Genomic DNA, 2219 nt, shown 5'->3' with positions numbered 1-2219 from the left:
GACCTGAATCATCTGACCAGCATAAAAGAAAAGGCTCTAGGTAAAGCTTGCAAGCATACTTAGCCTTGCAGGCTCCTGAAAAGCGGGTAGATCTTATTCGGAACAAAGCCGCGTTATTTAAAACGTTCGATCCTGAATTAATGACTGCCGGAAGATGGCCTTCTAACATTGAGTATGGTTTATATACCGCACAGGAAGGAGCAGTAAACACCACCTTCTCCGTGCTAAGAAATGAAGAAGGCTTGCAAGGCATTAACGGCCCTCCCGGTACGGGAAAGACCACTTTATTATTGGATATCATCGCTGAAATTATTGTGGAACGGGCAAAGGTGATTGCTGAATTGGGCTGCGATAAAATATTTGATAGAAATAGCTATACTAAGGTTGAAAAAGAAAGCGGGTTTAATCTGCATACCTATGCCCCAGCAGTAGTACTTCGGAAGAACTTCGGCATCGTTGTCGCCAGTAACAACAACGCCGCCGTGGAAAACATCAGCAAAGAGCTTCCACTTAAAAGTAAAATTGACGGGAATGCCTTTCCGAAAGCAGATTACTTCTCGGTTTGTGCCAGGGCGATCATTGAGGAAGAAAGCTGGGGTGTGTTGGCCGCTGCTTTGGGAAACGCAAAAAACAGAAATACCTTTCGAAAAGCGTTCTGGCAATCGGACAAAGAACGCTTAGGCTTTGATGACCTTCTATATAACGTTTATAGAGACCCAGCAACGGATAAAGTTCCAATCCATCAGAAATTGTTTGAAGAGCAGCAGGTAATCTTTCAATCCTTGTTGGCCGAATTTGACGCCTTCCGTAAAACAGCAGCATGTTTTCATCAACAGCTTCCTGCTTACATGCATAACAAGCAAAAGGAAAAGCAAACCCATGAAGAGCTGAAGCAAATATCCGTGCAACTGGGCGAATTATCTGTTCAAAGAGAAACGCTTACATCAAAAGAGCATCGTCTTACAAAAGATGCAGAACGTGTACAATCTTTATTGCATTTACACATCCAGCGAAGACCCTCTTTTTTCTTTTTGCAGAAGCTATTTAAAACCGCTCGCTTCAAAACCTGGAATACTGAAGCGGAAGAAATTCATCATAGCCTTAAGAACATCAATGTCGACTTAGACTATATCAAAAAAGCCTAAACGACAACGAAAGGGATACCCAACCCTTACTATCAAAGCAAAAGAAAGCTGAAGATGCATTGTTGCGCATGTCAGCTTTCTTTAAGAAATATCAAAAATTGCAAGATGTGCTGACCGGGCAATATGAGATTGATGGGAAGAACCTTTTTGATATCAACTTCTTTCAAAAAGAGATGGGAGATGTACATCTGCTTAATCCCTATCACTCCGGTAAAATTGCAAAACTGCGAAGCGACTTGTTTCTATCAGCATTGGAGCTGCACCGTCATGCCATTCTTGTCAATGCAAAAAGATCCGTAATAACCTGAAAGCCTGGTTTGAAATGACTGCAGGATGGGTAAAAGTGGACGGAAATGTAAGTCAAAATCTATGGGATACATTCTTTCTGTGCGTTCCGGTCATCTCCACCACATTGGCTTCGGCAAGCAGGCTATTTCCTAATACGACGCAACAGCAGATCGGTTGGTTGCTATTGGATGAAGCTGGGCAGGCTACACCGCAATCTGCTGTTGGGTTGATACACCGTTCAAAACGTTGTGTTATTGTCGGTGACCCGTTGCAAGTCGAACCTGTAGTTACCATTCCTGAGAAACTGGTCGCCAAGCTAAGGGAAGAATATAAGGTGCCGGTGAAATGGTCACCTTATAAAGTTTCTGTACAGCAACTGGCCGACAGGGTTTCTGCTTGGGGAACTTATATGACAGTGGGCAATACGGACGAAGAGATGTGGACAGGCTTTCCGCTAAGAACACACCGGCGTTGCGACGACCCTATGTTCTCCATTGCCAATAAGATAGCTTACAGCAACCAAATGGTAAAGGCTGTTAAGAGCAATTCTCAAGAAGCGTATATCGGCCCGTCAGCTTGGTTTGATGTCAGTGCACCGGCGACCATGATCGGCAAGCATGTGGTAAAAGAAGAGATAAATGTTTTAGTTAAAAAGATTTCTGAATTGAGAAATACAGGTTATAGAGGCAATATTTATGTCATTTCTCCTTTTAAGTCGGTTGCGTTTTATTGCAGTGAACAGCTTAGAAGCCAGCAAAATATATCCTGCGGAACGATTCATCGCTT

Annotated in this window: 3 protein-coding genes; all 3 read left to right on the top strand. The window is 43.1% G+C overall.

All coding sequences use genetic code 11. From position 1 onward, the window contains the following. Positions 1-47: 47 nt before the first annotated feature. The gene (locus A1D16_RS21590; RefSeq protein ID WP_290713802.1) at positions 48-1145 is read left to right on the top strand and encodes an AAA domain-containing protein; all 1098 of its coding nucleotides are present in this window, start codon (positions 48-50) and stop codon (positions 1143-1145) included. 68 nt (positions 1146-1213) lie between these two features. Further along, a complete protein-coding gene (locus tag A1D16_RS21585) occupies positions 1214-1453 on the top strand; it encodes a hypothetical protein (RefSeq protein ID WP_290713799.1) in 240 nt (79 codons plus the stop codon). A 14-nt stretch (positions 1454-1467) separates the two neighbouring features. Beyond that, positions 1468-2219: AAA domain-containing protein (locus A1D16_RS21580; RefSeq protein ID WP_290713796.1), on the top strand; the 752-nt coding region annotated here is incomplete at its 3' end.

The sequence above is a fragment of the Flavihumibacter sp. CACIAM 22H1 genome, from assembly GCF_001601815.1.
Classification (GTDB): Bacteria; Bacteroidota; Bacteroidia; order Chitinophagales; family Chitinophagaceae; genus Flavihumibacter.
The sequence above is the reverse complement of the archived record's forward strand: the minus strand, read 5'-3'. Positions and strand labels throughout refer to the sequence as shown.

Excerpts from the sequence above, each read along its gene's own strand:
- A1D16_RS21585 (WP_290713799.1), top strand. The coding sequence starts at position 1,214 with ATGTCAGCTTTCTTTAAGAAATATCAAAAATTGCAAGATGTGCTGACC.